The organism is Streptomyces sp. NPDC043812 (assembly GCF_056436245.1).
The window spans coordinates 1-6,851 of sequence record NZ_JBWKCY010000067.1 but is presented as its reverse complement, the minus strand read 5'-3'; the positions used below and the strand labels follow the sequence as shown (position 1 = coordinate 6,851).

General features: G+C 69.3%; 3 protein-coding genes and 2 pseudogenes. 4 read left to right on the top strand and 1 reads right to left on the bottom strand.

Going from position 1 to position 6,851, the window contains the following annotated elements; all coding sequences use genetic code 11:
- A pseudogene (locus tag AC067Z_RS38335) lies at positions 1-120 on the top strand (MerR family transcriptional regulator); the annotation flags it as partial.
- A gap of 267 nt (positions 121-387) precedes the next feature.
- Here the strand turns inward: AC067Z_RS38335 and AC067Z_RS38330 are convergent.
- Positions 388-1,069, bottom strand: a pseudogene (locus tag AC067Z_RS38330) (GTP-binding protein); the annotation flags it as partial.
- Between the two features lie 404 nt (positions 1,070-1,473).
- Between AC067Z_RS38330 and AC067Z_RS38325 the strand changes: the two are divergent.
- The 3 genes from AC067Z_RS38325 to AC067Z_RS38315 all read left to right on the top strand — a co-directional run bounded on the left by AC067Z_RS38325 (position 1,474) and on the right by AC067Z_RS38315 (position 6,133).
- A complete protein-coding gene (locus tag AC067Z_RS38325) occupies positions 1,474-3,990 on the top strand; it encodes a SpoIIE family protein phosphatase (RefSeq protein ID WP_478794274.1) in 2,517 nt (838 codons plus the stop codon).
- Between the two features lie 279 nt (positions 3,991-4,269).
- Complete coding sequence (locus AC067Z_RS38320) at positions 4,270-5,652, top strand: pre-toxin TG domain-containing protein (RefSeq protein ID WP_478794273.1); 1,383 nt, start codon at positions 4,270-4,272, stop codon at positions 5,650-5,652.
- A gap of 217 nt (positions 5,653-5,869) precedes the next feature.
- Entirely contained in the window at positions 5,870-6,133 is a 264-nt protein-coding gene (locus AC067Z_RS38315) for a hypothetical protein (protein WP_478794272.1), read from the top strand.
- The last annotated feature ends 718 nt before the right edge of the window (positions 6,134-6,851 follow it).

Below are 6,851 nucleotides of genomic sequence, written 5' to 3'. Positions count from 1 at the left end.
ACCCCCATCGACGCCGCCTGCCGCATCGTCATCCTCGAAGACCAGCTCGAAGAAGCCCAGCGCATCAACGCCGAACACCGCCGCGCCGCCGAATCAGCGAACCCGACGAACTCGGGCTGAGACGGCTGAGACCTGCAACCCTCGGCGAGAGCCCGCACTGCCGTCTGTCGGGGCACGCTCTTGCTGCGCCTGCCTGTCATGTGGCAGCCGCCGACGTGCACGTACACGGGCTGGCAGCAGGTCGGTGTCTTGTAGTCGACTTACGTGATCCTGGCCGCGTCCAGGGGGTCGAGGCGGGACTTGAGCGGCTTGCGGGGCGGGTCGTGGCGGCGGGCCATGAGTGCTCCTTGCTTCGGTGCGGACTTCGGACGGTGTCCGGTGCCGGGGTTATGAGACGGGATCGAGGAGGGAGTCGAATGCGGCCGGCAGGTGCTTCCACGCCTCGGGGCCGGCTGCGTACTCGTCGTCGGTGAGCAGGCAGGACTCGAGAAGCTGTGCCAGGCCGTCGCGGTCGAGTCCGGGGGAGCTGAAGACGAGGTGTTGGCAGCAGTCGCTGTGCTCGGGGTGCCAGTTCAGGTCGGCAGCGGCCCGGCGAATCGGGGGCACCATGTCCCATGCGGCGTCCGGCAGGGAGGCCAGCCACGGCCCGGCCTTCTCCACGCACAGCGCGCCGCCCGCCGCGTCCCAGGCGAGCAAGGTGTCGGGCCGGTCGGCGAGCCAGAACCGGCCGCGGCTGCGGGCGGCGCTGCAACAGAGGTCTTCCAGTGACTGGTAGAGGCGTTCGGGGTGGAAGGGGCGGCGGCGGTGCCAGACGAGAGTGGCGATGCCCGCCTCGTCCGCCTCCTCGGGTAGCAGGGCGCAGACCGGGTGCTGGGCGGCGGCCGCCGCTTCCACGTCGAAGCCGGCGAAGGCCAGCTGGGCGAGTTCACCGGATCCGGCGGCCGGCGGGCAGTGGGGTGGAGCTGGGCAAGGAGTGCCCGGTCCCGTCGTCGGCGTCCTCGCTGCCGACGAGAGCGAGGACGGGCGCGTACTCCAGCTGTCGGGCCCAGGTGTCGCCGACCGCGCCCTGGGAGCGGCTCCGCGGCCGCCATCAGGCGGCGACGGCCGTCACAATGATCTTGACCTTCCACGACCGCAGCCACATCCACCGCAGGTGCCGAATGCCTGGCGGCCCGTCCGTAGGATCCGCGATTCGATGAGCACTGTCGGCGGATCATGAGCGCCGTCCGAGCAAATCCGGGTGATCATGAGTATCGGTGACGCTCAGTAGCTGTCAGTTATGGAGGTCTTTAACGTCCTCCGTGTCCGGACGGTACAGGTGCCCCGCACCGTGGACGGTTTGCGTGATTGCCCGGGTGTCTCGGGGATCCGGGGCGGAGCCATAGCCGGATCGCGGCGACGGACCCTGCGATCGATGCGTCTCGCTGGGCTGCCGCCTTGGGCCGACGGGCCCGACCTGCGCACACTGGAACTATGCCCGAGATGACCGTCGGCGAGACGGCGCAGCGTGAGGATCTGCTCGCTGCAGCCGTCGTCGAAGCCGTCGAAGGAACCGGCGCGTACGCCGGGAGCGTCTTTCTCCGCTCCCGCGACCGCCGGTCGATCGTGCTCGCCGCGACGTGCGGGGTGCCACCCTCTCTGCTCGGGGGCTGGCACCTCATTCCGGTGAGCAGTCCCATCCCGGTCGCCGCAGCCTATAGCTCCGGGCGCACGGTCCACCTGGCCGACGCCGACGAGACGATGCGCCGGTATCCCCAGCTCGCGGTAGCTCTGCCGTACGCCTTCGGCTCCTGCTCCGTGCCGGTGGGCTCAGGTGAGGAGACCTTCGGTGCGCTGGCGATCGTCTGGGCGGCGTCACCCGGCGGCGAAGGGCTGCCCAAGGCCCAGCGCCGCCACGTGCGGACCATCGCCAACCGGCTCGGTGACTCCCTCTCCGACCTCCGCGCCCGTACCGGCGATCCCGTCGAGTGCGACCCGCAGACGAATCCCGTCGAGACCCCAGCTCCATCGGCACCGGCCGTACGGGCCGGCCTGTTCGACTGGGACCTCGTCACCGGCACCTTCACCGTGGACGACGAGCTCTGCGCGATCTTCGGTCTCGACCCCCGTACTTTCGACGGACGAGCCGAAACGCTTGCTTCCTGCCTGCACCCCGGCGACCGCGCCGCCCTCCGAGCGGCCGCCCGCGCGGGAGCCGCCGAGGGCCGGATCAAAGCGCGACGCCTGCGCATACGGGATCACAGGGACGGCAGCGAGGGGTACCGCACGGTCGAGTTGTGGGGCCGCGCACCGGCGGCCGACAGCGCGCGGGCACTCACCCACATGGTCGGCACGGTCGTCGACGCGCAGGCCGGCAGCGCAGCCGTCGCCGCGGTCGAACGGCTGCGGGACGGGGTGTTCTCCCTCGCCCCCGACGGACGGGTCACCTACGCCAACCACAGCGCCCTGCAGCTGCTGGGCGTGCGCGGCAACGAATTGCTGGGCCAGTTTCTCGCGGACGTGCTGCCGTGGCTGTCCGATCCCGACGTCGAGTACCGGCACCGGTCCGCGATGATCTCGCAGGCGCCAGTCTCCTTCCTGGCCTGCCGACCGCCCAGCCGGTGGCTCGCCTTCACCCTCCATCCGGAAGCAGACGGCGTAACCGGCCGGGTGGTGCCCGTCGGCAATTCACCCTCGACCTCAACGCCATCCGCCTCCTCGGCCGAGACAGCAACCGGCGCCCCACCGGCGCGCCTGGGCGTCATGTACCACGTCCTGCAGCTGGGCAGCGCGCTGACCGAGGCGGTCACCGCCCGCGAAGTCTGCGAAGTCATCTCCGACCAGCTCCTACCAGCCTTCGGAGGCCAGCAGCTGGCGATCTACGTGGTCCGCGACGGAACGATGCGTCTGCTCTTTCACACCGGCCATCACGAAGACTTCCTCGACTGGCTGGAGGGCGTACCGCTGCATGCGCGCCTGCCCGGTACGGAGACCTTGACCTCCGGCACTCCGCTTTTCATCGAGTCGCAGCAGGATCTCTCCCAGGGTTACCCGGGCACCCCCACGGGCGACGTACGCTCCTGGGCGTATCTGCCACTGATCGCCTCCAGCCACCCTGTCGGCACCTGCGTCCTCGGTTTCGACGAGATCCACCGGTTCACGGAGAAGGACCGCGGCGTCCTCACCGCACTCGCCGGGCTGATCGCCCAGGCCCTGGAACGAGCGCGGCTCTACGACTCCGAGTTCGCCCTCGCGCGCGGCCTGCAGCAAGCGCTCCTGCCGCACCGGCTGCCAATAGTCCCGGGTATCCGCACCGTCGCGCGCTATCTGCCCGGCACCAGCGGAATGGACATCGGTGGCGACTGGTACGACGTCATCCCCACCGGTAGCGGGGTCTCTCTTGTCATCGGAGACGTGGAGGGGCACAGCATCGCCGCCGCGGCCACCATGGCCCAGTTGCGCAGCGCCGTACGGGCTTTCGCGGCGGTAGGCCATACGCCCGGCGATGTGATGGCCGGCGTCAACCGAACCCTCATCGACCTCGACCCCGGGCTGCTGGCCAGCTGCTGCTACATCCACCTCGAACCCCACGGCCACCACGCCTACGCCGTGACCGCCGGCCACCCTCCACCCCTGCTCCGCCGTCCCGACGGGACGACCGACGCCCTTGAACTGGACATCGGCCCACTCCTCGGTGTGGATCGCGCGAGCGCCTATCCAGCAACCCGGATCGACCTCCCACCAGGGTCCGTCCTCGCCCTCTACACCGACGGACTGGTCGAGGAACGCGGCGCCGACATCAAGGTAGGGATTGACCGCCTGAGAGCGTCCCTGGCCCACGCCCCTGCGGACTCACCGGACGAACTCGCCGACCGGCTTCTGCACAACGCCCGGGGCTCCGCGTACCGAGCTGACGACATCGCCCTGCTGCTCACCGAGCTCGCTTCCGGTCACGCTGCCGAGGTGACACCCGATCACGGTGTCACTCTCACTGACTCGGCAAAAAGCTGAGGCCAACGCCGAACTTCCCTGCGGCCACGAGCAGCGTCCACAGCAATGGCCACAGCTTCTCTCGGCGCCCACCCGCCACCGACTTTGCAGGCCGGGCGCCGGGAACTTTCGCCGGTGCCCCGCGTGCGCATCAAAGACTACTGGTGACGCGTAGTCACCAGTATCCGTTCGGAGACCCGCCTGAATGCTCAACGTCCGGCGGCCAGCTCCGGCTGCGGCAAGCTGTCGCTGCTGGAAAAGCCGGGCTGCTATCGCGACTTCGCGCAGAAGGCCCTCAAAGTGGGCGCCGGCGTCGGCATGTTCGCATACGGCGTCCACTACCTCCACAAGGACACCCTCGAACACTTCGGCACGGTGAAGAAGGAGGCCGCCGGCCGCCAGAAGCTGAGCGAGGCCTTCAAGGAGGACCCGACCAAGATCGCGGACCCTGAGTACCGCAAGCAGGTCGAGGACCGGATCCGTACGGCGGCCGCCGGCACGCAGAAGGACATCGACAAGCTGATCAAGGACGTCCTCGAGACCATCGAGACGATCCTCGTGATCACCGAGATGACCCTGCTGCTGATACGGCTGGCGCTCGGGCTCGCGCAGCTGGTCGGCGACCCGAAGTTCCAGGCCGCGGTCAAGGGCGTCAAGGACAGTCTCGAAGGGATCGGCACGGCGCTCGACCAGATGAACGCCGGGTTCGCGAAGATGAACCGCGCACTGGGCGATATGAACGACGCCGTCGACGACATCAACACGTCGCTGGACGGGCTGAACCAGTCCATCAGCAAGGCCAACAGGGGCATGGACACCCTCAACGAGGGCATCGGCCAGGCCAACAAGGCCGTCGACGACATGAACAAGGTCGTCCCCGGCATCAAGAAGGCCGCCGAAAAGCTCCGCGAGGTTCCGGCCTTCGAGTTCGACTTCTCGAACGTCGGCAAGACCTGGAGCGACGGCTCCTCCGGCCTGGACAGCGAGGAACAGCAGCGCCGAATGTCCATCATCCTCGGCCTGATGCCGGGCATCGGCGACGGCAAGGGCATCGTGGAGGCGATCACCGGCAAGGACATGATGACCGGCCGACTGGTCTCTCGACGCCGCCACAGCGACGGATCACATCGTCCGGTGGTACGGAAGGGAGGGCGATCCGGGCCCCGTCCTCCTCCTGATCGAGGATCTGCTGCGCCTACGCGACTCCGGCCTCGACGGCCCGGAGCTCGACCTGCTGTGGCGGGCGACGGACGTGGCGCGGGGCACCCCGGAGATCGGCGGCGAGGAACGCGCGTCGGCGGACCACGTGCTGTCGCTGGTGGTCCCGCTCGCGCGGTCGCGCGGAGCGTCGGCCGAGGCCTGCGCATCGTATCCGGGGTGCGTGCCGGACGGCGCGTCAGCGGCGGCGTCGACCACCGCCGGCGGGCGCCGGAGGTGGTCGACCTGATCGGGCTGCTCGGCCGGGAACGGAAGCGGAACACACCTCTCGGCGCCACGCAGGACGCATTGGAACGGTGCGCCGAAATGGTCTGCGCCGAACTCGCCTTCCGGTTCATGATCTGCGCCGTCAGCACTTTCTCCGTGGGGCTGTCCCCGGCGGTGTACGAGCGATGCGAACGCCTCGGAACGGCCTTCGGCTACGGCCCGCACCTGGTCGACGCAGTCAAGTACCTCGTCGACTGAGGTTCCTGCCCCGCGGACCACTCCCGCGTCCGCGCCAGTTGGAGCTCCGCCCCCACCGCTCCTTGCGGCGGGGGCGGAGGCACGAGCTCTGAACCCGACCTCCTGTTCGGTGCGCAGGGCCATGGCGGTTCGAGCCCCGGCGGCCCAGTCGGCGGGCGGGGGCGCACCCAGGGTGGCGATCAGCAGGCCGCCGCCTCGCTTGTCACGCCGTGCCCTCGTGCTGGTCGCCGCGGCGGTGCTCCTGTTCGTCGCCGCGATTGTGGTCACGGTGGTCACCGTGTTCTCCGGTGACGACGAGGAACCGACAGCCGGTCAGAAGTCGACGGCGTGGGAGGTGCTGACCCAACGAGAGTACGTCGACGGGCCCAGCCGTCAGCTGGCACTCGACGCCTTCGCCTCAATCTTCGGCCCCATCCCCGGGGGCCGGGCTGTGGACGCCGACGAAACCGGCACGCGATCCGGCACGCCGGTGATGCGTTGATCAGCACGTACTGGGACGAGCTGTCACCCGAGCAGCAGACCGTCGTCCGCAACTACCTCGTCGGCACGCCGGAGGACTCCGCAGCGGCGGGGCAAGCCAGGCAGGCGGGCCGCACGTTCTCCGCGCACCCCCGGATCCGCGAACCCCGGAGGTTCAGAGTCTCGTCAACAGGGTGGCCAGGAAAGAGTTACGCGGCACCGCGATCTCCGTGTACGTCCACGGCGAGAGATGCTTCTACCAGGCACGCCGTCGTCCTCGAAGTCGTCGACAAGGACACCGTGAAGTTGTGCGGCGCCCCCTCGCCGTCATGCTCATTGGCCCGGCGCATCGAACCCGACCCGGCGCCTGTGGGCTGACCGGCGACCGTATCCGCTCCGACCGGCCCGACCGGTCCACGGGGGCAGGACACCGGCACAGGCCTCGCGCGCCCTCGGGCCGCTTGCCCAGTCGGGCATGCCCGGGGTTCCGAAGGGGGTTGTTGGCATTCTGTCCCATGCAACTGAGCGGCCCCGTATACGGGCCGCTCATGAAGTGAACCGTGAATTCTACGGGGCGTCGCGTCGTTCCACGATCATCGGCACCTTGTCGGGGTGGGCCATCGACGACAGGGATTCCTTGGGAGGCCGGCTGCCGGGCGGGGGGCGCAGCTTCCATCGCGGGAGGATTGTCGCGAGCGCGATGGTCGCCTCGGTCCACGCGAACGCGTCACCGATGCACT

Coding starts and splice junctions, on each gene's coding strand:
- AC067Z_RS38325 (WP_478794274.1), top strand. CDS start 1,474: ATGCCCGAGATGACCGTCGGCGAGACGGCGCAGCGTGAGGATCTGCTC.